The sequence below is a fragment of the Kitasatospora indigofera genome, from assembly GCF_014655955.1.
GTDB classification, from domain to species: domain Bacteria; phylum Actinomycetota; class Actinomycetes; order Streptomycetales; family Streptomycetaceae; genus Kitasatospora; species Kitasatospora indigofera.
Map to the genome: position 1 here is coordinate 21,124 of NZ_BNBO01000069.1, position 21,615 is coordinate 42,738.

Here is a 21,615-nt window from a genome sequence, read left to right on the forward strand (position 1 = left end):
TGCGTCGTGCCGGTCAGCGGGCGCTGAGCGGGCGCAGGTCGGTCCAGACCCGGTCGATGTGGCGCAGGCACTCCGCCTTCGTGCCCTGCGGCCCGGCGCTCCGCCAGCCGTTCGGCAGGGGCCGGCCGAGCGGCCAGACCGAGTACTGTTCCTCGTCGTTGCACACGACCTGGTGCTGGGTCTCGCTGGGCCGGGTCGGGCTGTCCATCCGGGGTCTCCTGTCTGGGGGGCGGGCGCACGGGGTGCGCGAAGGTCAGCGCCTGTCCGGCCCGGTCGCGGGCCGCTTCGGCGATCTCCTCCAGCCTCCTCGCCGGCCAAGGCGGTTGGATCCTTGGAACCCCTTAATGCACCCCGCGGCGGACCGGGTGCGCACTACACTCCGACCATGATCCTTTTCGGTCGCTCCCGGTTGAAGCGCACTGTCGACGCGCAACTCGACGCCGCACGCGAGGGACTGAGCGGCGTGCTGGTCCTGAAGGGGCCGCCCGGCATCGGCAAGACGACGCTGCTGGCGTACGCGGTGGCCCGGGCCACCGGCATGCGGATCACGCAGATCAGCGGAAAGGAGGCGGAGCAGGACCTCGCCCTGGCCGGCCTGCACCGCCTCCTGCTGCCCTTCCTGTCCGACCTCGACCGGCTCCCCGCCCCGCAGCGGGACGCGCTGAGAGCGGCGTTCGGACTGGTCGCGGACATCCATCCGGACCGCCTGCTGATCGGGCTCGCGACCCTCACCCTGCTCGCGAACAGCGCCGCGAGCCAGCCGCTGCTGTGCGTCTGCGACGACGCGCAATGGCTGGACGAGGAGTCCCTGACGATCCTCGCGTTCGTCGCACGCCGCCTGCACGCCGACCGCATCACCCTGCTCTTCGCGGTCCGCGAACCGGACGCGGGCGTCCGGCTCCTGGACGACCTGCCGCAGGCCGTCCTGCCGGAGCTGGCCCGGTACGACTCGCACGCCCTGCTGGCCCGGACGCTCTCCACGCGGATCGAGCAGGACATCGCCGAACGGATCGTCACCGAGGCCGCGGGAAACCCGCTGGCGCTCCGCGAACTCGCCGGCGACCTCGAATCACCGGCGGGTGCCGACCCGGTCCCGCTGTCCGAGCGCCTGCCCCTGGGCCGGCAGCTCCAGGCCCGCTACCTGCGCCAGTCGCAGGCCCTGCCGCAGCCCACCCGGACGCTGCTCCTGGTCATAGCCGCGGACCCGACCGGTGACCGGGCGCTGGTGTGGCGCGCCGTCACCCGCCTGGACGGCACCGCCGGAACCGGCGAACTGGCCGATCTCGCCACCCCCGCCACCGCGGCCGGCCTGCTCCTGCTCCAACCCGCGCCGGCCTTTCGCCACCCGCTGATCCGGTCGGCGGTCTACGACGGATCGACACCGGCCGACCGGCGCCGGGCGCACGCGGCGCTGGCCGCCGTCACGGACGCCCGCACCGACGCGGACCGCCGAGCCTGGCACCTCGCGGCGGCCTGCGAGGGCCGCGACGAGACGACCGCGGCCGAACTCGAACAGGCGGCCGCCCGCGCCCAGGCGCGCGGCGGCTACAGCGCGGCGTGCGCCTTCCTCGCCCGCGCGGCCGACCTCACCCCGCGCGCCGCTCCGCGCGCCGAACGCCTGCTCACCGCCTGCGAGGCAGCCCTCGCCGCCGGCCTGCCCGACCGCGCGGAGGCCCTCCTCCACCAGGCCGCCTCCGACGCCGGAACCGCGCACCTGGCACGCCGCCTGCGACTGCAGGGCGCGATCCACATCCAGAACGGCCGCGAGACGCCGGCCGCCACCGACCTGCTCGCCGCCGCCCGGGCCTACCGGCCGAGCGACCGCCGCGCCGCACGCGACACCCTGCTCGAAGCCTTCCAGGCGGTCCTCGGCGCCTCCTGGCTCGGCGGGGACGTCACCGCGTCCACCGTGGCCCAGGCCGCACTCGACCTGCCCGCCGCCCCCGGGCCGCCGGACCCGGCCGACCTCCTGCTGACGGCGCACGCCACCCAGGTCCTTCAGGGACCGCAGGCGGCGGCCCCGCTGCTCCGCGCGGCGGTGGGCGCGCTCGCCGGGGCGGACACCGGGCCGTCGGACGTCCGGCTGCTCCTGCTGGGCCTGATCGCCGCGCACGAGCTCTGGGACGGCGAGGCATTCCGCGCGATCGCCGCGCGCACCGTCGAAACCTCCCGCGACCTGGGCGCCCTGGACATGCTCAGGGTCTCCCTGCACGCCGTGGCCAGCGTGGAGACCTGGTGCGGACGGTTCACCGAGGCGGAGAGCAACTTCGCCGCCTTCCGCGAGCTGGTCGGGGCCATCGACGGGTCCGGCCGGCTCGCCGAGGGCAGTGACGTCATCCTGCAGGGCTGGCGGGGCAACGAGGAGGCCACCCGCGCGGCCATGGCGGCGATGGACGTGGAACGGTCCGAGCGGGCGTCGGGCGGCGTGCGCCTGCACACCACCCGGACCGCCCTGGCCGTCCTGGAGAACGGATCGTCCAACTACGCGAACGCCCTCGCCGTGGCGCGACAGGGGTACGCCGAGGACCCGGTGTACTACGGAAACCCCGCGCTGGTCGAGATGGTGGAGGCGGGCGTGCGCAGCGGCGACCGCGACGCCGCACAGGCCGCGCTGCTGCGCCTCAGCCCGCGCGCGAGCGCCGCCGGCACGCCCTGGGCGCTCGGGCTGCTCACCCGCTCGCAGGCACTGCTGGCCGACGACGCCGAGGCCGGCGGGCTCTACCGTCAGGCCCTCGGTCACCTCCGGGCCGGCGACATCCGGACCGAGCTCGCCCGCACCCACCTGCTCTACGGCGAGTGGCTCAGGCGGCGGCGGCACCGCGGCGAGGCCCGGGAGCAACTGCGCAGCGCCTTCCACCTGTTCAGCGGGATGGGGGCCCAGGCCTTCGCCGACCGGACCCTGCACGAACTGCGCGCCATCGGTGACAAGACGCCCCGGCGCACCCCCGCCACCGTCAGTGAACTCACCCCGCGCGAAGGGCACATCGCGGGGCTCGCCGCCCGCGGTGCCACCAACCAGGAGATCGCCACCCAGCTGTTCATCAGCTCCAGCACCGTCGAGTACCACCTGCGCAAGGTGTTCCAGAAGCTCGCGATCACCTCCCGGCGCCAGCTTCCCCGGGTGCCGGAACAGCCGGTCGTCTCCTGATCCGGTCCGGGGACCGGTTCGAGCCGGCGGCCGTCGCCCGGCGGCCGTGGCCCGAGTGGCCCCGGCCCGGGGGCGCTGACCCGGGGGCGCCGACCCGGCGCTCCTGATCTGCGGCGACGACCGTAGAGTGGGCCGCGCAGCTGGTTCGCCCTGTCCGCCAGGCAGGCGCGTCGTAAGAGGGAACCCGGTGGGAATCCGGGACTGCCCCGCAGCGGTGAGCGGGAACGACCGCCGTCATACGCACTGGGCCCGCCGGGTCCGGGAAGCGACGGCCAGTAGGGGTCCGCCCTTCACAGGGGTGGGCGCGCCCGCGAGTCCGAAGACCTGCCGCTGCCCGCGGACCGCTACGGTCCGTGGTCCCACCGGACCTCGCGGGCGGGTCGGCGGCGGCGAGGGACGCGCACGCGCACCTCACGCTCCTGCGCGCGCCCGGGGTCTCCTGAACTCGCGAAGGAGAGTTCCGTGCAGCAGACCGACCGGCCGGGTGCCCCCAGGGCCGTGACCCGCCGATATGTGGACAGCAGGGCGACGGCAAGGCGGTCCGTCGGCCCCGGCCCGGCCGGGATCCGGCCGGAGGCCGCGACGGCCTGCGGGGTGACGGCCCGGTGACGACGCCCCCTGCCGTCTCCAGGACCCCGACGGACTCGGCGGTCACCCTGGCCCACATCATGAGCGAGCACGACACCAACCTCTACGGGACCGTGCACGGCGGTGTCGTGATGAAACTGATCGACGACGCCGCGGCCGCTGCGGCCGGCCGGCACGCCGGCGTGCCCGCGGTCACCGTGTCGGTGGAGGAGATGTCCTTCCTCGCGCCGGTGCGGGCGGGTGACCTCCTGACGGTCCGTGCCCGTGTCGATCACGCCGGGCGCAGTTCGATGGACGTCTCGGTGTTGGTGACGGCGGAACGGTGGAACCTCACCGGGCCGGTGACGCGGGTGGCCACGGCGCAGCTGGTCTTCGTCGCGGTCGACGCGGACGGGCAGCCGCACCGGGTACCGGCCCTGGTCCCGCAGAGCGCCGTCGAACAGCGCCGTGAGCGGCTCGCCCGTGAGCGGCGCGTCCGGCGGGCGAAGGGTTCTGCCGGCTGACCCGGCTGACCCGGCCGACCCCGGCCGCCCGGCCGACGCCCGGAGTAGCCCGGCCGCCGGGCGCGGGTCCGGACCGCCGAACGGTCCGGGCCCGCACCCGGACCTGCCTCCGGACCCGCACCCTGACCCCGGCCCGGCCCGGCGCGGCCCGTCCGGGCCCGGCAGGCCCCGTGCGCGGCGCGGGTGACGGCGTGCCACCTCGGGGGCGGGAGGACGGACCGACGGGACGCCCGCCCGCGTTCCGGAGCGGCCGCCGTGGTCAGGCGGCGCGGGCGGTGGCGCGCGGTGTGAGGGCGGCGTACTCCAGCGGGGCCGAGGGGTCGACGGAGAGGTCCATCGGCGCGGGGCCGGCGCCGGAGCGCACCAGCAGGTCGCCGATGGCGGCGACCATGGCCCCGTTGTCGGTGCACAGGCCGAGGGCCGGCACGCGCAGGGTGATGCCGGCGGCGGCGCAGCGCTGCTCGGTGAGGGCGCGGACCCGGGAGTTGGCGGCGACGCCGCCGACCACGACGAGGGTGTCGATGCCGTGGTCGGTGCAGGCCCGGACGGCCTTGCGGGTGAGAGTGTCGGCGATGGCCTCCTGGAGCGCGGCGGCGGCGTCCGGGACGTGCGGTTCGGTGCCGGCGGCACGCCGGCCCTCGACCCAGCGGGCGGCGGCGGTCTTGAGGCCGGAGAAGGAGAAGGCGTACGGCGGGTCGTTCGGGCCGCTGAGCGGGCGGGGCAGGCGGACGGCGGCCGGATCGCCGTCGCGGGCGGCGCGGTCGACGGCGGGCCCGCCGGGGTAGGGCAGGTGGAGGATGCGGGCGACCTTGTCGAAGCACTCCCCGGCCGCGTCGTCCAGGGTGTCGCCGAGGTGGACGATCGGATCGCGGGCCAGGTCGCGCACCAGCAGCAGGGAGGTGTGCCCGCCCGAGACGATCAGCACCACGGACGGGTTCGGCAGCGGCCCGCCGTCCAGGGTCGCGGCGGCGACGTGCCCGGCGAGGTGGTGCACGCCGTACAGCGGCACGCCGAGCGAGTAGGCGTAGCCCTTGGCGGCGGCCACGCCGACCTGCAGCGCGCCGGAGAGCCCCGGACCGGCCGTCACCGCGACGGCGCCGACGTCGGCCAGGGTGAGTCCGGCCCGTCCCAGGGCCTCCTGGACGACGGGGGCCATGGCCTGGACGTGGGCGCGGGCGGCGATCTCGGGGACCACACCGCCGTAGCGGGCGTGCTCCTCCATGGACGAGGCGACGGCGTGCCCGAGCAGTACGCCGTCGCGCACCAGACCGGCCCCGGTCTCGTCGCACGACGACTCGATCCCGAGCACCACCGGCGGTCCCGCCATCCCTCGACTCCTTATTGCTCATCAGGTGCAAATGCATGACTGAAGCAATAAGGATAGTGGAGGGCCGGGCCGGGGCACCCGGCCGGGCGGTGGCCCCGCTCGGGACGCAGGGCCGGAGGAGCGGTGCTGCGCGCCGTGCGCGTCCGTGGTCACACCGGCCGGTGGGGGTGGAACCCCCTCCCGCTCTTGCGGCCGAGCAGTCCGGCCTCGACCATCCGGGCCAGCAGCGGCGGGGGAGCGTAGAGCGGCTCCTTGTACTCGTCGTACAGCGACTCGGCGATCGCCTGCACGGTGTCCAGGCCGATCAGGTCGGCGAGTTGGAGCGGACCCATGGGGTGGGCGCAGCCGTGCACCATGCCGGCGTCGATGTCGGCGGGGGTCGCGTGGCCGGCCTCGGCCATCCGGATCGCGCCGAGCAGGTAGGGGACCAGCAGGGCGTTGACCACGAATCCGGCCCGGTCGCGGGAGCGGACGACGTGCTTGCCGAGGGTGTCCCGGGCGAAGCCCTCGACCCGGTCGAGCACGGCCGGCCCGGTGTGCAGCGAGGCGACCAGCTCGACCAGCGGCATGACCGGCGCGGGGTTGAAGAAGTGCAGGCCGATCACGTGCGAGGCACGGGTGGTGGCGATGCCGAGCCGGGTGACGGGGATGGCCGAGGTGTTGGTGGCGAGGACGGCCTGCTGGTCGGCGAGCACCTTGTCCAGACCGGCGAGCAGGTCCGTCTTCACGCGCTCGTCCTCGACCACGGCCTCGACCACCAGCTGGCGGTCGGCGAGCGCCTCCAGGTCGTCGGCGAACAGCAGTCGCGCCCAGGCCTCCCCCCGCGCGTTCGGGTCCAGCCGGCCGCGGTCGACCGCGCGGTGCAGCGAACGGTCGATCCGGGCGCGAGCCGCGCGCAGCGCGTCCGGACTCCGCTCGCAGACGACGGTGTCCAGTCCGGCGCGGGCGAAGACCTCGGCGATGCCGGATCCCATCTGTCCGGCGCCGACGACGGCGACCCGGCGGATCTCGTTCATGGGGCTGTCTCCTTGCGGGTTCGGTTCAGGCCGAGGTGCGGACACGGACCAGGTGGCGGGCGTACGCCTCGGTGGTGAGGAAGGCGGGCAGGTCCGCGCCGAGCGCGGTCTCCTCCAGGACCCGCACCGCGTCGTCGACCAGGGCCGGTTCGGCGCCTTCGGCGAGCAGGGCGGCCCGTTCGCCGTCGATCAGCCGGCGTACGGTGCCCGGCGTGGCCAGCGTGCCCCCGCCGAGCCGGGAGCAGTGGTGCTGCCACTGCCAGAGCTGGCAGCGGGCGATCTCCGCGGTGGCGAGGTCCTCCATCAGTCCGAACACGGCGACGGCTCCGGCGCCGCCGAGCCAGGCGGTGAGGTAGCGCAGCGCGACGGCGACGTTGGAGCGCAGGCCCTGCTCGGTCGGCAGGCCGACGGTGAGCCGGTGCACGGCGAGCAGGTCGGCGGCGGTGACCTCGACGTCCTCGCGGGCCTGGTCGAGCTGGTTCGGCCGCTCGCCGAGCACAGCGTCGAAGGCCGTGCGGCAGGTGTCCACGAGGCCGGGGTGGGCCACCCAGGAGCCGTCGAAGCCGTCGCCGGCCTCGCGCTCCTTGTCGAGCCCGACCTTGGCGAGGGCGGCCTCGTTGGCGGCCGGGTCCCGGCTGGGGACGGCGGCGGCCATCCCGCCGATGGCGTGGGCGCCGCGCCGGTGGCAGGTGCGCACCAGCAGGTCGGTGTAGGCCCGCAGGAACGGCTGCGTCATCGTCAGCGAGGATCGGTCGGGCAGCACGAAGCGGGGGCCGTGGCCGGCGAAGTTCTTGATCAGGCTGAAGAGGTAGTCCCAGCGCCCGGCGTTCAGGCCGGCCGCGTGCTCGCGCAGCTCGTACAGGATCTCGTCCATCTCGAACGCGGCGGTGATCGTCTCGATCAGCACGGTGGCCCGGATCGTGCCGTGCGGGATGCCCAACCGGCGCTGCGCGAAGGTGAAGACGTCGTTCCACAGGCGGGCCTCTAGGTGGTTCTCCAGCTTCGGCAGGTAGAAGTACGGACCGCTGCCGTTCTCGATCTGCCGCTGCCCGCAGTGGAAGAGGTAGAGGCCGAAGTCGACCAGGGCGCCGACGGCCGGGCGGCCGCCGATCAGCAGGTGGGCCTCCTCCAGGTGCCAGCCGCGCGGGCGGACCACGACGGTGGCGGGGGAGTCGCCGATCCGGTAGCGCTTCCCGTCGGGCGTGGTGTCGTCGATCCGGCGCCCGATCGCGTCCAGCAGGTTGAGCTGACCGGAGATCAGGTTGTGCCAGGTGGGGGCGGTGGCGTCCTCGAAGTCGGCGAGCCACACCCTGGCCCCGGAGTTGAGGGCGTTGACGGCCATCCGCCGCTCCGGCGGGCCGGTGATCTCCACCCGGCGGTCGGCGAGTCCGGGACCGGCCCCGGCCACCCGCCAGCTGCGGTCCTCCCGGACGGCGCGGGTCTCCGGGAGGAAGCCGAGGGTGCCGGTACGGGCCAGGACGGCGGCCCGGCGGCCGCGTTCGGCGAGCAACTCGGTGCGGCGGCCGGCGAAGGCGTCGTGCAGGTCCGCCACGAAGCGCAGGGCCTCGGCGGTGAGGATCTCCTCGAATCGCTCCTCGGGCTCGCCGAGGATCTCGGTACGGCTGGTCAGGGTCATCCGGCTCTCCAGGAAGGTGGGCCCGAGGCCGCGTTGTCGGCGCGGCCCCGGGCGCGGGCGGCCGGCGGAGCCCGTCCCTCAACGGGCCCCGCGGCGTGGATCGGAGTCGGCCGGCCGGCCACGGGGCAGCCGGCCGGGCCCGGTCAGTGGAACTGCTCGGCCTCGGTGGAGCCGGTCAGCGCCAGGGTCTCGGCGTTGGGGTTCAGCGCGGCGGAGACCTGGTCGAAGTAGCCGGTGCCGACCTCGCGTTGGTGCCTGACGGCCGTGTAGCCGTCCGGGACGGCCGCGAACTCGGCCTCCTGGAGGTCCACGTAGGCCGTCATGCCGCTCTCGGCGTAGCCCTTGGCGAGCTGGAACATCGAGTGGTTCAACGCGTGGAAGCCGGCCAGCGTGATGAACTGGAAGCGGTAGCCCATGGCGGCCAACTCCCGCTGGAACTTGGCGATCTGGTCGTCGTCCAGCGACGCCTTCCAGTTGAACGAGGGCGAGCAGTTGTAGGCCAGCATCTTGTCCGGGTGCTCGGCCTTGACGGCCTCGGCGAACTCCCGGGCCTGCGCGAGGTCCGGGGTGCCGGTCTCCATCCAGAGCAGGTCGGCGTACGGGGCGAAGGCCAGGCCGCGGGAGATCACCGGCGCCATGCCCGGCTCGACCCGGTGGAAGCCCTCGGCGGTGCGCTCGCCGGTGCAGAACCGGGCGTCGCGCTCGTCCACGTCCGTGGTCAGCAGGTTGGCGGCCAGGGCGTCGGTGCGGGCGACGATCAGGGTCGGCACGTCCGCGATGTCCGCCGCCAGCCGGGCCGCGTTGAGGGTGCGGACGTGCTGCGCGGTGGGCACCAGCACCTTGCCGCCCAGGTGGCCGCACTTCTTCTCGGAGGCCAGCTGGTCCTCGTAGTGGATGCCCGCCGCGCCGGCCGCGATCATGCCCTTGGTCAGCTCGAAGGCGTTCAGCGGCCCGCCGAAGCCGGCCTCCGCGTCGGCGACGATCGGCACCAGCCAGTCCGGCCCCGCGGTCCCCTCGGCCGCGTCGATCCCGTCCGCCCGCAGCAGCGCGTTGTTGATCCTGCGCACCACCTGCGGAACGGAGTTGGCGGGGTAGAGGCTCTGGTCGGGGTAGGTCTGGCCGGCCTGGTTGGCGTCGGCCGCGACCTGCCAGCCCGAGAGGTAGATCGCCTGCAGGCCGGCCCTCACCATCTGCACCGCCTGGCCGCCCGTCAGCGCGCCCAGCGCGTGGATGTGGTCCCGCTCGTGCAGCTGCGACCAGAGCCGCTCGGCGCCGCGCCGGGCCAGCGTGTGCTCCTCGCGCACCGTGCCGGACAACCGCACCACGTCCGCGGCGCCGTAGCTCCGCTCGATGCCCGCCCAGCGGGGGTCGGACGCCCACCGGGCGGCCAGCTCCGCCGCCTGCTGCTCCTGCTGCTGCCGGACCGACTGCGTCATGGGTCTGCTCCTGAGAGTGCTTGTTGCCAAGGATGTGACGCACCTCACCGGGCGGGTGCGTGGGCGGCCGGCCGGCGCCGGGCGGCGCAACGAGACCGCCGGAGGCCGTCGCCCGGGAAGCCGAACCAGGGTGACCGACCTGGCACTTCCCGGCTTCCTGGGGTGCCTTCCGGCCGCATCGCCGACTCTGCCAGGCGGCGATGCCCGCCGTCACCGATGGATCCGTGCCAAGTTCTGTGAAGCGCCGTCACCGGTCCTGCGAAGACTGCGAAGACCGGGCCGGCGGTCGTCCGGCTAAGCTGCCCCACCGGACGGGCTGGAACGGACCGGGGAGCGACAGCATGGCCAAGACCTTCGCGGGCGCCCGGCTGCGCCGCCTCCGTGAGGACCGCGGTCTCAGCCAGGCCGCCCTGGCACGACTGCTCGAACTCTCGCCCAGCTACCTCAACCAGCTGGAGCACGACGCCCGCCCGCTCACCGTGCCGGTGCTGCTCCGGCTCACCGAGGCGTTCGGCGTCGAGGCCGGCTACTTCGCGCCCTCCGGCAGCGCCCGGCTCACGGCCGAGCTGCGCGACTCCCTCGGCGAGGAGCTCGCGGCGGGCCGGATCACCCCGGGCGACCTGGACGAGGTCGCCACCCGCACTCCCGCCGTGGCCCGGCTGCTCACCGACCTGGCCCGCGGCCGCCGGGACGCGGCCGAGCAACTGGCCGTCCTCGCCGGGGACCGCGGCCCCGGGGCCGGCGCCCGCACCCCGCACGAGCAGGTCCGCGAGTTCTTCTACCGCCGCCAGAACTACGTCCACGAACTCGACGTCGCGGCGGAGGAGTTGGCCGGAGCCGTCAAGCTGAGGCGCGGCGGGGTACGGGAGGCCCTGGCCGGGCGGCTGGCCACCGGTCACCAGGTCCGGATCGTCGCCGGCGGCGGGAACCTGCACCGGTACGACGACCGGACCCGGGTCCTGCACCTGTCCGACCGGCTGCGGCCCGGCCAGCAGGCCTTCCGGATGGCCACCCAGCTGGCCTACCTGGAACACGACTCGCTGCTGTCCGAACTCGCCGCCCAGGAAGGCCCCGAGGGCTCCGCCGCCTTCTCGCTCACCCGGATCGGCCTGGCGAACCACTTCGCCGCCGCCCTCGTCCTGCCCTACCGGGTCTTCCACGACGCGGCGGAGGCCGCCCGCTACGACATCGAGCACCTCGCCGACCACTTCGGGGTCGGCTACGAGACCGTCTGCCACCGGCTCAGTACCCTTCAGCGCCCCGGGCGGCGAGGAGTGCCGTTCTCCTTCGTACGGGTCGACCGCGCGGGCAACGTCTCGAAGCGGCAGTCCGCCACCGCCTTCCACTTCTCCCGCACCGGCGGCACCTGCCCGCTCTGGAACGTCTACGACGCCTTCGCCGCACCCGGCCGGGTCCACGTCCAGGTCGCTGGCATGCCGGACGGCCGCCGCTACTTGTGGACCGCCCGCGACGTCACCCGCTCGCCCGGCGGCTGGGGCCGCCCCGGCAAGACCTTCGCGATCGGCCTGGGCTGCGAGATCCGGCACGCCGGCCGGCTGGTGTACGCGGCCGGCCTGGACCTCGGCGACGAAGCCGCCGCCACACCGATCGGCCTCGGCTGCAAGGTCTGCGAGCGTCCCGCCTGCCCCCAGCGCTCCGCCCCGGCGATCGGCCGGACGCTGGCCGTCGACGAGCACAGCAGCACCTTCGTCCCGTACGCCGTCCGCGCCGACCCGGAAGGCTGACGTACCCGGTCGCAGACCCGGGAAAGAAGGTGCTCCGGGAGCGCGCGGCTCCTGCCGTTCGTGCACGTCGTTACTGGTCAGGGCGGTGACGGCGGGCCCGGGTGCCGGTAGGTTGGGCCGGTGCGCACACCGGAGAGCCGTCGGGAGCGGGCCCGTACGGGGCTGCTCGGCGCTTCGGCGTCCCTGCTGCTCGGCATGGTGGCGCACGTGACGGCGGGCGGCGACCTGCCCGGCCCGGGCGTGCTGTGCGGCCTGTTCGCCGCCCTGCTGGCCGTCGGCGTGCTGCTGCCCGGAGCACGGGACGGCCGGTCGTTCCGGAGCACCGTCACCGCGCTGGCCGCCGCCCAGTTCGCGCTCCACCTCGCCCTCGACCGGCTGTCGATGCCGGCCGCCCCGGCCGCCCCTGCCGGTGCCTCCGGGCCCGGCCACGCCGCCGGGACCGTGACGTTCCTCTGTACGAGCGACGGCCTGTCCGTCGTCCCCGACAGCCTGCAGATGCCGGCGGACATGGACATGGGCCTGGGCCCCGGCGTGCTGCCGGACCCGGCCGGCGGGGCGGTGGACGCGGCCGCCATGGCCGGACCGATGCCGCACGGCATGGGGTGGGCGATGACGGCCGCGCACGCGCTGGCCACCTTCGGCACCGCGGTGTTCCTGCTGCACGGCGACCGGGTGCTGCGGCGGCTCGCCGCCCTGGTGGTGCGCCGGCTCATCCTGCCGCTGCTGCGGAGCCCCGCCCCGCGGCGGCCGAGCGTCCCGGTCCGTGACGCGCCGTCCGTCCGTCCGCACGCCGTGCTGCTGGCCCGGTGCGAGCCCAGGAGAGGACCGCCGGCGGTGGCCCGGGCCTGACAGCGACACCCCTGCCTGCGGGTGCGCTTCGGCCTGCCGTCCTCGCCCCGACCGGGTGAGGCGTCCCCATCGGCCCCCCTTGCCGCGCCGCCGGGCCATGTCCGTGTGCGCGGAATCCCCTGGAGCAGACATGTCCTCCACCACGGAACCCGTAACCCCCGTCCTGCCGCCCGACCAGGCACCGCCCGGCCCCGAAAGGTCCTGGGCGGGTGCCCGGGCGCTGCTGGTGCGCCTGCACTTCTACGCCGGGGTGTTCGTCGCCCCGTTCCTGCTGGTCGTGGCCGTGACCGGCCTCGCCTACACGTTCACCCCGCAACTCGACCGGCTCGTCTACGAGAAGTGGCTGACGGTCGGGCACCCCGGCGGCCCGGTGCGCCCGCTGGCCGAGCAGATCGCCGCCGCCCGTCAGGCGTACCCGGAGGGCACGCTCGCCGCGGTCGTCACCCCGCCCGGCCCGGAGGACACCACCCGGGTGGTGCTGTCGCTGCCCGAGCTCGGCGAGAAGCAGCGCACCGTCTTCGTCGACCCGTACACCGCCCAGGTGAAGGGGCACCTGACCACCTGGTGGGGGTCGACGCCGCTGGCCACCTGGCTGGACGACCTGCACCGCAACCTGCATCTCGGGGAGGGCGGCCGCCTCTACTCGGAGGTCGCCGCGTCCTGGCTGTGGGTGATCGTCGCGGGCGGGCTGGTGCTGTGGCTCGGCCGCGCCCGAGGCCGTCGCGCCGCGTCCGTCCGCGGTGTCCTGCTGCCCGACCGCACCGCCCGCGGCGTGCGCCGCACCCGCTCCTGGCACGCGGCGACCGGCGTGTGGCTGGCGCTCGGCCTGCTCTTCCTCAGCGCCACCGGCATGACCTGGTCCCACTACGCCGGTGACCGCTTCGGCCGGCTGCTGGACGCCACCCGCGGCCACGCGCCCGAGCTGGACACGGCGCTGCCCGGCGCCGGGCAGGGCGCGGCCGCCGACGGCGGGGAGCACGCGGAACACGCCGGCCACCAGGGCGGGGCCGCGACGGCCGGCCCGGGCCCGGCCGACTTCGAGAAGGCCCTCGCCGTCGCCCGCGGCGCCGGCCTCGGCGGCACCGTGCAGATCACCCCGCCCCAGGGCCCGGCCGCCGCCTGGACGGTGGCCCAGAAGGACAACACCTGGCCCGTCCACTACGACCAGGTCGCCGTCGACGCCGGCGCCGGGGAGGTCACCGCCCGTACCCGCTGGGCCGATTACCCGCTGCTGTCCAAGCTCAGCAAGCTCGGCGTCCAGGGCCACATGGGCGTGCTCTTCGGCCTCGTCAACCAGATCCTGCTCGCCGTGATCGCGGTGGGCCTGATCCTCGTCACCGCCTGGGGCTACCGCATGTGGTGGCAGCGCCGCCCCACCCGGGCCGACCGCAGCTCCAGGTTCGGCACCCCGCCCGCCCGCGGTGCCTGGCGCACCGTCCCCCGGCCGCTGCTGGCCGCCGGCCTCCCCGTGCTGGTGGCGCTCGGCTGGGCGTTGCCCGTCCTCGGCGTCACCCTCGCCGCCTTCGTCGTCCTGGACGTGGTGACCGGTCTGATGCGCCGCACCCGCCGCACCGGCTGACCTCGACGGCGTGGTTCCGGCCCGGCGTGGAGGCGCCGGGCCGGTCGCCGGCCTGCGCATTCCTCTGTTCCGTCAGTTCCCGTGCGGGCGCAGAGTCGATCATGGTTGAATGCTGCGCGTCGCGGCGCCTCCCGGGGGCCGGTGCCACGCCCCGGACCCCCGCCGAGAGGCGTGACGCGGGTCACAGGGGCCCGATGTCACGAACGGAGCGGCAGCTTGCGTCTGGTGGTCGTCCGCACGGCGGGAACGACCGGCACGAGAGCGAGAGCACAGTGATGAAGGCGACAGCGGAGCAGCGGCACGAGGTCCTGGTCCTGGGAGCCGGCTACGCCGGGCTCGCCACCGCGATCCAGCTCGCGGCCCGCACCAGGAGGCGCGGGAACCTGCGGGTGACGCTGGTCAACCCCTACGACACCTTCACCGAGCGGCTCCGGCTGCACATGACCGCCACCGGCCGGCGGACGCCCGTGCTGAACATCCCGGACCTGCTGGACGGCACCGGGGCCGCCTTCGTCCGGGGCTGGGTCACCGCCGTCGACACCGCGGCGAGGACCGTCCGGATCGACGACGACCAGGTCCTGCGCTACGACACCCTGGTCTACGGCCTGGGCAGCATCGCCGACACCGACGCCGTCCCCGGCGCGGACGACCACGCCTACACCCTCAACGGCCCGGAGGACGCAGCCCTCCTCGCCGATCGGCTGGCCCGGCTCGACGGCGGGACCGTCGTGGTCGGCGGCAACGGCCTGACCGGCATCGAGGCCGCCGCGGAGATCGCCGAGCGGCACCCGGGACTCCGGGTGGTGCTGGTGGGCCGGCAGGAGCCGGGCGCGAGCATGCACCCGAAGGCCAAGGCCTACCTGGACGCGGCGCTCGCCCGCCTCGGCGTGCAGGTGCGCAGCGGCGTCGAGGTGGCCGAGGTGCTGCCGGACGGCGTCGAACTCGCGGACGGCTCCGGCATCCGGGCCGACGCGGTGCTGTGGACCAGCGGCACCCGCGTCCCGCCGCTGGCCGCCGCCGCGGGCCTGACCGTCGACGAGCGCGGCCGGGTGGTCACCGACGGCGCGCTGCGCTCGGTCTCCCACCCGGAGGTCTACGCCGTGGGCGACGCGGCGGCGATCCGGCAGGGCTACGGCGTGATGCACGGGACCTGCCAGGGCGGCATGCCCAGCGGAGTGCACGCGGCCCTGTCGATCCTGCGGGTGCTGGCCGGCAAGGAGCCCAAGCCCTTCCGCTTCGGCTACTACCACACACCGGTCAGCCTAGGCCGGAAGGACGCCGTCGTGCAGTTCACCCACCCCGACGACAGCCCGCGCCGGATCGTGCTGACCGGCGGGCGGGCCGCGAAGTACAAGGAGACGGTCAGCGCGGCGCCGTGGCCGACCTTCGCCCGCATGAAGCGGATGCCCGCCTCGGGCGCCCTCTGGCCGCACGGCGGCCGTTACACCCGGATCAGGAGCGCCAAGTGACCCAGCCCCAGCAGACCGACGCCGACCAGCTCGCCTTCCAGCAGTACCGCACCCTGCTCTTCTCCGTCGCCTACCGCATCCTGGGCACCGCCGCCGACGCCGAGGACGTGGTGCAGGACGCCTGGCTCAAGTGGTCGGCGGCCGAGCGGTCCCGGGTCGCCGACCCCAAGTCCTATCTGACCAGGATCATCTCCAACCTGGCGATGGAGCGGCTCCGGTCGACCCGCCACCAGCGCGAGACCTACGTGGGGCCGTGGCTCCCCGAGCCGATCCTCACCGGCCCGGACACCGCCGACGGCGTCGCCACGGCGGACTCGGTCTCGATGGCCCTGCTCGTCGTGCTGGAGACGCTGAGCCCCCTGGAGCGGGCGGTGTTCGTCCTGAAGGAGGTCTTCGCCTTCAGTCACGCGGAGATCGCGGAGGCGGTGGAACGCTCCGAGGCGGCGGTCCGGCAGGCCGCGCACCGCGCCCGCGAGCACGTCCAGGCCCGCCGGCCCCGCTTCACCGCGGACCGCGCCCACCGACGCGACGTCACCGAGCGGTTCCTCGCGGCGGCCACGGGCGGCGACATCAACACCCTGATGGAGCTGCTCTCGCCGGACGTCACGCTGTGGACCGACGGCGGCGGCAAGGTCCGCCAGGCCCTCAAGCCGGTGATCGGCCTGGAGACGGTGGCCGGCTGGTTCGCCGCGCTCGGCAGCGCGACCTACCAGGGCATCGGGCCGGGGGAGATGCGGGCGGAGCTGACCGGGATCAACGGCGGCCCGGGTGTGGTCTTCCGCGGCCCGGACCGCGTGGTCGCCACGATGACCTTCGACTTCGACCCGGAGGGGCGCATCGCGGCCATCCACAACGTGGCCAACCCGGACAAGCTGCACGCCGTCACCGGCGGCACCCGGCACGACGTCTCCTGAGCCGTCGGCCGGTCGCCGGGGCCCGCCGGAACCTCCGGGTGGGGGCAGGGGCGCGCTTGCCCGGCACCGTCCGGGTGGGGGCGGCGGGCCGTGCTCCGCCCGCCGCCACCCACCCCCTGACCGCGCGGCGGGCCGCCGGACGTCAACCCGTCCGGCCGTGCCCCCCGCGCCGCGACCCGTCAGGTCGCCTCCGTCAGGTCATTCCGCCGTCAGGTCACTCCGCCGGCAGGCGCGGCGTGCGCGGCGGCACGGTGCGCCGGCTGCCGGTCGCCTCGAAGGCCGCACCGAGGGCCAGCAGGGCGTTGTCGTCGTAGGCGCGGCCGGCGAAGGTCAGCCCGACGGGCATGCCGGTGTCCGCCATGGTGCCCATGGGCACGGTGACCGTCGGTATGCCCAGGTGACGGGGCACCAGGTTGCCGTTCGCGACCCAGACGCCGTTGCGCCAGCCGAGTTCGGCGGACGCCTCGGAGACGTCCATGTCGGCGGGCCCCACGTCGGCGACGGCGGGGAACACCACCGCGTCCAGCCGCAGGTCGTCCATCCACAGCTCCAGGTCGACCCGGCGGGTCTCCTCAAGCCCGCGCAGCCCCGCCTCGAGGTGCGGCATGTCGGTGAAGGACGCGTACGGGCGCTCGCGCACCAGGCGCGGGTAGTCGCCGATCGTGTCGTCGAAGCCGGTGTAGCGGTCGGGGAGTTCGCCCTGCTGCTTGGGCCAGATACGGTCGGGGTCGACCTCGGCCAGGGTGGCGAGCGCCGGGTCGCCGTTGGCCCGGAGGAAGTCGTCCCACGCCCAGGCGGACAGGTCCTCGATCTCGACGGTGAGGAAGTCGCGGCCGACCAGGCCGCGGGTGTGCAGCGAGGGCGCCCCGGGGCGGTCGGACTCGTAGTTCGACACGACGGGGAAGTCGACCTCGACCACCTCGGCGCCGGCGGCCTCCAGGTCGCGGCGGGCCGCCTCCCACAGGGCGATCACCGAGGCGCGGGTGTCGATCCGCCGGCCGGTCGGGCCGCCGATGCCGCCGTCGGGGTTGGTGCCGGCGCCGGGGTCGGCGTTGATGTACATCCTGGGGACGCCGACGCGCCTGCCGGCGAGTGCGGCGTGCGCCGTCGGGGCGTCGGCCGGCGCGAGGGCCGGGTACGAGGCGGGGCGCACCTGCGACGGTGCGGGCAGCGGCACCCACGGCTGCGCGCGCCACAGGTCGCCGCGCGTCTCCGGGTCGTCGGCCACGATGACGTCGAGCAGTTCGAGCAGGTCGGCCATGGTCCGGGTGTGCGGGACCACGACGTCCATGGTCGGCACCAGCGGCCAGTTGCCGCGCACCGAGATCACCCCGCGGCTGGGCGTATAGGCGCACAGCGCGTTGTTCGAGGCGGGCGCCCGGCCGGAGGACCAGGTCTCCTCGCCGAGGCCGAAGGCGCCGAACGACGCCGCCGTCGCGGTGCCGGAGCCGTTGGAGGAGCCGGAGCCGTAGGCGCTGGTGAGCCAGTCGGCGCTGTACGGGCTCTCCGCGCGGCCGTACACGCCGCGCTGCATGCCGCCGTTCGCCATCGGCGGCATGTTGGTCAGCCCGATCAGGACCGCCCCGCCGGCGCGCAGCCGCTCGACGGCGAAGGCGTCGCGCTGGGCGACGAGGTGCTCGAAGGCGGGCGAGCCGGCCGCGGCCGTCAGTCCCTTCGCGAGGTAGCTGTCCTTCGCGGTGTACGGGATGCCGTCCAGCGGGCCGAGCGTCTCGCCGCGCGCGCGTCGGGCGTCGGAGGCCTCCGCCTCGGCGCGGGCCTCCGGGTTCAGCACCACCAGCGCGTTGAGGGCGGTGCCGGTGCCGGGCCGGTCGTACGCGTCGATCCGCGCGAGGTAGGCGTCGAGCAGGCCGACCGCGGTGGTCTCGCCTTTCTCCAGCGCCGCGCGCAGGTCGGCGATACCGGTCTCCACAACGTCGAATCGGCGCGTCATAGGGGTGTCTCCTGGGAGGTCGGGTCGGGCCGGCCGAGCCGCCGGGCGTCGAACCGATCGCCCGCGGCCGCCGTGCTTCCACTGCACTGACTAGATTTTCAGTCTAGACTACAGATCTAGGTCACCAGAATCGAGACGAGCCATGCCGACGCCAGAGTCCGAGCCCGCACGGCCGCACCGCCTCCCCGCGGCGGAGGGCGTCACCGGGCCTGTGCCGGGCACCGGTCCCGGCGGTGCCGCGCAGCCCGTCCGGGCCCTGGCCGACCGGAAGCGTCAGCCCAGCGGCGACGAGGCACGGGGGCGGGCGATGCGGGCCGCCATCAGCGCCATCGCGGAGAAGGGCACCGCGGCCGTGCGGATGTCGGACATCGCCGCGCGGGCCGGCATGAGCACCGGGCACATCCTGTACCACTTCGGCAAGAAGGACCGCCTCCTGCTCGAAGTCCTCGCCTGGAGCGAGGCGGACCTCGGCGCCCGGTTCCAGCAGGCCGCGGACGAGGCCGCGTCCCCCGCCGAGAAGCTGGCGCTGTTCGTCCGCTACTACCTGCCCCGCCACCAGGGCGACGAACGCTACGCCCTGTGGACGCAGGTGCTGGCCCAGCGTCACGACGACGCCGGCCGGCACCTCCTCACCGCACTGTCCGACGCCTGGGAGGAGCGGCTGGAGGCCATCCTCCGGGAGGGTCAGGCCCTGGGGCGGTTCGCCGCCGTGGACCCTTCCGAGTTCGTCATCAGGGCCGTCGCCATGCTCAACGGGCTCTCCGGCGACGTGATGTTCGGACGGTCGCGCTGGCAGCACGCCTCCGCGCACTCGTTCGCCCTGTCCGCCCTCGAACGGGAACTGCGGCCGGGCGGCCGGGCCTGACGACGCGGCCGGGGCGGGGTGCCCGGTCGAAGCCCGCACGTCGCGTTCTGAGGCATCGTCATACCTGTTACTGGTGAGGGGTTTTCCTCGCTGAGCCCCCGGTCCGGTCTTCGGGGTTCGCGTCACGGGCCAGGCCCTGCGGGGCTAGGGTCGCGGTACTGACGAGCGCGTCCTGCGGGGGAGCGAGCATGGTGGGTGGGGAGCCGGCCCGGGAGGGGCGCCCGGACCGGCCCGGGCGGCCGGGCGGGTGGCCGGTGCGGGCCGCGGCGGGTGCCCGGCGAACGGGCCGGCCCTGCTGCACGGGCCGGGCACGGGCGTGACCGGGCACCGCCGCCGGGGCGATCACCTCGGATCCCCGTGACCGGCGCGGAGCGGGGCGGCCGCCGCACCGCCCTCCGCGGATCGGTCGCGCTGCAGTACGGCGACCACAGTGTCCAGAACAACTACTTCACCCTGGTCTTCCCCGATCCGGTCGAGGTGGGGGCGCAGCGGCTGGGGCGCGTGGTGCTGGGGCAGTGGCGGCAGGAGGCCGCCCTGCGCGGCCTGTTGGGGTCGCGGCCGATCCCGGTGCGCTGGCGCGTGACGAGCGGCGGGGAGGCCGGTGACCACCCCGGACCGGGCGGGGACCAGGGCGAGGGCCAGGGCGAGGGCCAGGGCGAGGGCCAGGGCGGGGACCAGGGCGAGGGCCAGGGCGAGGAGAGCGCGGCGGACCTGGCCGCCTTCGCCGACGCGTTCTCGGACTCGGAGCGGCGCCGGCTGGTGGTGCTGGGCGGGGCCGGCAGCGGCAAGACCAGCCTGGCCGTCCTGCTGGTGATCGAACTGCTGCAGCGGATGGACGAGGGCGATCCGGTCCCGGTCCTCCTGTCGCTCGCCTCCTGGCGGCCGGGCGAGGAGCACTTCGCCCGTTGGCTGGAGCGGCAGCTCCTGCGCGAGTACCCCTATCTGGACCTGGACACCGTCCGGGTGCTCCTGCGCGATCAGCGCGTCCTGCCGGTGCTCGACGGACTGGACGAACTGCCCGCGCCGGAGCGACCGGAGGCCCTGGAGGCGCTCAACACCGCCCTCGCGGAGGGCGGCCCGCTGATCCTGACCAGCCGGACCGAGGACTACGAGGCGGCGGCCGGCTCGGCCTCCGTGCTCCAGGAGGCCGCCGTCGTCCGGGCCGAGCCGCTGACCGTCGAGGAGGCCGTGCGGTACCTGCTCGCGAGTGCCACGCCGCAGCACCGGGAGCGCTGGCGTCCGCTCACGGACGCGCTCGGCGAGGACCCGTCCTGCCCCGCGGCCGAGGTGCTGAGGGTGCCGCTGATGCTCTGGCTCTGCCGCACCGCCTACCGGCGTCCGATCGCGGGCCGGCTCCCGGGGGACCTCGCCGACCGGTCGCTCTTTCCCAGCGCCGTGGCGATCGAGGACCACCTGCTGGACTCGCTGGTCCCGGCGGTCTGTCCCGCGGGGCCCCTGCCACCTGCCCAGCCCGGGCGGAGGGCCTCCCGGGAGGCGCCGTGGCAGGGCCGGCAGCGGGACCCGGAGCGGGTGGCCCGCTGGCTGGGCTTCCTCGCGCGGCACCTGCAACAACGCGGGACGGCCGACCTCGCCTGGTGGGAGCTGGGCACCGCCGTGCGGCTCGTGCCGCGCATGATCGTGACCGGGCTGGTGTGCGCGCTCTGCCTCGGCGTCGTCGTCGGCCCGCTGGACGGGGTGGCGGCCGTCCTCGGCCACACCGGGCCGGACCCGGGGCTCTGGCCCGGACTCGTGCAGGGCGTCCTGCTCGGGGCCGCCGACGTCCTGATCAACGGTGTCCCGGCGGCCGTGGCCTTCGCCCTGGTGCACGGGGCGGGAGTGCTGTTGAGGGGCGGCGCCCCGGAGCCGTCCCGGGTGCGGATCCGCCTCGGTGGCCGGGCCGGGCGGTCACGGGCCAGGTCGGGGCCCGAGATCCTCGCGCGGGCCGGGCTGGGGATCGCCGGAGGGCTGGCGGGCGGGTTCGGAATCGGCCTCGTGCAGGGGCTCGTCCGCAAGCTCCTCACCGGAGATCCGCTCGCGCTCAGGGTCGGGCTGGTGGACGGCGTGATCTACGGGGCGATGTTCGCGTTCGCGGGCGGCATCAGCGGTGCCCTGATGGCCTGGTGCGAGGCCTCGGTCGACATCGTGTCGGCCCCCGCCCCCCCCGGGAGCTGCTGGGCCGCAACCGCCGGACGGCGTTCCTGCAGTGGTTCATGTTCGCCCCGCTGTTCGGGGTCGCGACCGGGGCGGCCGGCTGGCCCGCCGTCGAGTTGCTGGACGGGTACCGGTGGGGCGTCCGGCTCGGCTGGACCGTCCCGGACGCCCTCCGGTTCGGTCTCCTCGCCGCCTTCGGGGCCGGGATCGGCGCCGGGCTCAGCCTGACCGCGTGGGGGCAGTGGGCGGTCTTCGCGCGCCTGTGGCTGCCGTTGACCGGGCGGCTGCCGAGGGCGGCGATGACCTTCCTGGAGGGGGGCGTGCTGCGGAAGGTCGGCGCGGTCTACCAGTTCCGGCACACCAGGATCCAGCAGCACTTCGCCCGCTCACCGCTCACCGCTCACCGCCCAAGCACCCGGAGGAGGCGGCCCGGCGGCG

General features: G+C 75.1%; 15 protein-coding genes and 1 riboswitch. Of the genes, 9 read left to right on the forward strand and 6 right to left on the reverse strand.

The annotated features are described in order from the left end of the window. Nucleotides 1-13: 13 nt before the first annotated feature. Complete coding sequence (locus IE329_RS35330; protein ID WP_190215132.1) at nt 14-208, reverse strand: MbtH family protein; 195 nt, start codon at nt 206-208, stop codon at nt 14-16. 177 nt (nt 209-385) lie between these two features. Here IE329_RS35330 and IE329_RS35335 point away from each other — a divergent pair, with 177 nt between their 5' ends. Then, nucleotides 386-3,148, forward strand: coding sequence for an AAA family ATPase (locus tag IE329_RS35335; RefSeq protein ID WP_190215133.1), 2,763 nt, complete (start codon nt 386-388; stop codon nt 3,146-3,148). A gap of 123 nt (nt 3,149-3,271) precedes the next feature. Continuing rightward, nucleotides 3,272-3,494, forward strand: a riboswitch (cobalamin riboswitch). A gap of 259 nt (nt 3,495-3,753) precedes the next feature. After that, nucleotides 3,754-4,239 carry an acyl-CoA thioesterase gene (locus IE329_RS35340; RefSeq protein WP_373311397.1) on the forward strand — a complete coding sequence of 162 codons (486 nt, stop codon included), beginning with the start codon at nt 3,754-3,756 and terminating at the stop codon, nt 4,237-4,239. Between the two features lie 259 nt (nt 4,240-4,498). Here the strand turns inward: IE329_RS35340 and tsaD are convergent, their stop codons facing one another. The 4 genes from tsaD to aceA form a co-directional block, all read right to left on the reverse strand. After that, entirely contained in the window at nt 4,499-5,566 is a 1,068-nt protein-coding gene (tsaD, locus tag IE329_RS35345) for a tRNA (adenosine(37)-N6)-threonylcarbamoyltransferase complex transferase subunit TsaD (RefSeq protein WP_190215134.1), read from the reverse strand. A gap of 149 nt (nt 5,567-5,715) precedes the next feature. Beyond that, nucleotides 5,716-6,582, reverse strand: a complete 867-nt coding sequence (locus tag IE329_RS35350) for a 3-hydroxybutyryl-CoA dehydrogenase (RefSeq protein WP_190215135.1) — start codon at nt 6,580-6,582, stop codon at nt 5,716-5,718. A 25-nt stretch (nt 6,583-6,607) separates the two neighbouring features. Continuing rightward, complete coding sequence (gene aceB, locus IE329_RS35355; RefSeq protein ID WP_190215136.1) at nt 6,608-8,218, reverse strand: malate synthase A; 1,611 nt, start codon at nt 8,216-8,218, stop codon at nt 6,608-6,610. A 143-nt stretch (nt 8,219-8,361) separates the two neighbouring features. Further along, complete coding sequence (gene aceA, locus IE329_RS35360; RefSeq protein WP_190215137.1) at nt 8,362-9,654, reverse strand: isocitrate lyase; 1,293 nt, start codon at nt 9,652-9,654, stop codon at nt 8,362-8,364. 341 nt (nt 9,655-9,995) lie between these two features. Here aceA and IE329_RS35365 point away from each other — a divergent pair, with 341 nt between their 5' ends. The 5 genes from IE329_RS35365 to IE329_RS35385 all read left to right on the forward strand — a co-directional run bounded on the left by IE329_RS35365 (nt 9,996) and on the right by IE329_RS35385 (nt 16,210). Then, nucleotides 9,996-11,399 carry a short-chain fatty acyl-CoA regulator family protein gene (locus IE329_RS35365; RefSeq protein ID WP_190215138.1) on the forward strand — a complete coding sequence of 468 codons (1,404 nt, stop codon included), beginning with the start codon at nt 9,996-9,998 and terminating at the stop codon, nt 11,397-11,399. A 120-nt stretch (nt 11,400-11,519) separates the two neighbouring features. Next, entirely contained in the window at nt 11,520-12,248 is a 729-nt protein-coding gene (locus tag IE329_RS35370; protein WP_190215139.1) for a hypothetical protein, read from the forward strand. 130 nt (nt 12,249-12,378) lie between these two features. Then, nucleotides 12,379-13,827, forward strand: a complete 1,449-nt coding sequence (locus IE329_RS35375) for a PepSY-associated TM helix domain-containing protein (RefSeq protein ID WP_229928020.1) — start codon at nt 12,379-12,381, stop codon at nt 13,825-13,827. 275 nt (nt 13,828-14,102) lie between these two features. Then, nucleotides 14,103-15,296 (forward strand): NAD(P)/FAD-dependent oxidoreductase, encoded by a 1,194-nt coding sequence (locus IE329_RS35380; RefSeq protein WP_190215141.1) that lies wholly within the window; start codon nt 14,103-14,105, stop codon nt 15,294-15,296. Then, the gene (locus IE329_RS35385) at nt 15,293-16,210 is read left to right on the forward strand and encodes an RNA polymerase sigma-70 factor (protein WP_190215142.1); all 918 of its coding nucleotides are present in this window, start codon (nt 15,293-15,295) and stop codon (nt 16,208-16,210) included. Before IE329_RS35380 ends, IE329_RS35385 begins: the two co-directional genes overlap by 4 nt. A gap of 214 nt (nt 16,211-16,424) precedes the next feature. Here IE329_RS35385 and IE329_RS35390 read toward each other — a convergent pair whose 3' ends face one another. After that, complete coding sequence (locus tag IE329_RS35390) at nt 16,425-18,161, reverse strand: amidase (protein WP_190215143.1); 1,737 nt, start codon at nt 18,159-18,161, stop codon at nt 16,425-16,427. Nucleotides 18,162-18,303: 142 nt separating this feature from the next. Here IE329_RS35390 and IE329_RS35395 point away from each other — a divergent pair, with 142 nt between their 5' ends. Both IE329_RS35395 and IE329_RS35400 read left to right on the forward strand, forming a co-directional pair. Beyond that, nucleotides 18,304-19,026, forward strand: coding sequence for a TetR/AcrR family transcriptional regulator (locus tag IE329_RS35395; protein WP_190215144.1), 723 nt, complete (start codon nt 18,304-18,306; stop codon nt 19,024-19,026). Between the two features lie 357 nt (nt 19,027-19,383). Further along, on the forward strand, nt 19,384-21,405 hold the full coding sequence (locus IE329_RS35400) for an NACHT domain-containing protein (RefSeq protein WP_190215145.1): 2,022 nt from the start codon (nt 19,384-19,386) through the stop codon (nt 21,403-21,405). Nucleotides 21,406-21,615 lie beyond the last annotated feature (210 nt).